The organism is Pseudomonas sp. HMSC066A08, assembly GCF_001813025.1.
In the GTDB taxonomy this organism is placed as follows: domain Bacteria; phylum Pseudomonadota; class Gammaproteobacteria; order Pseudomonadales; family Pseudomonadaceae; genus Pseudomonas; species Pseudomonas aeruginosa.
Genome location: NZ_KV811359.1, coordinates 1 through 378, shown reverse-complemented (window position 1 = coordinate 378; position 378 = coordinate 1). Strand labels below are relative to the sequence as shown.

Below are 378 nucleotides of genomic sequence, written 5' to 3'. Positions count from 1 at the left end.
CGGATAACGCCGGTGGCGTTATTCGCCCTACGGCCCGACTCCGGGGCCGCGGTACGCATATCCGCCGTGAAACGCCGGCGCAACGGCATCGTCACGGTTGCAGGTAGCGGTGCTTCCAGCCTCCTTCGTCGCGGTCGTAGCGCAGGCGCTCGTGCAGCCGCTCGGTGCCGTTGCCCCAGAATTCCACCGACTCCAGGCACAGTTCGAACAGGCAGTAGCCCGGCGGGCGCGGCAGCGGGCCGTCGGTTTCCGCCAGGCGCCGGGCTTCGGCGCGCAGGGCGTGGATGTCGGCGAGGGTTTCGCTCTGCCGCGAGGCGATCGACATCGGGTGGGTCTGGTACGGGCGGCTCAGCCACTGGGCGTCGGCGCGCTCGTCGG

The 378-nt window shown here is 70.9% G+C and carries 1 pseudogene; it reads right to left on the bottom strand.

From position 1 onward, the window contains the following. Positions 1-91: 91 nt before the first annotated feature. Positions 92-378 (bottom strand): annotated as a pseudogene (gene phzG, locus HMPREF2886_RS27335) (phenazine biosynthesis FMN-dependent oxidase PhzG); the annotation flags it as partial.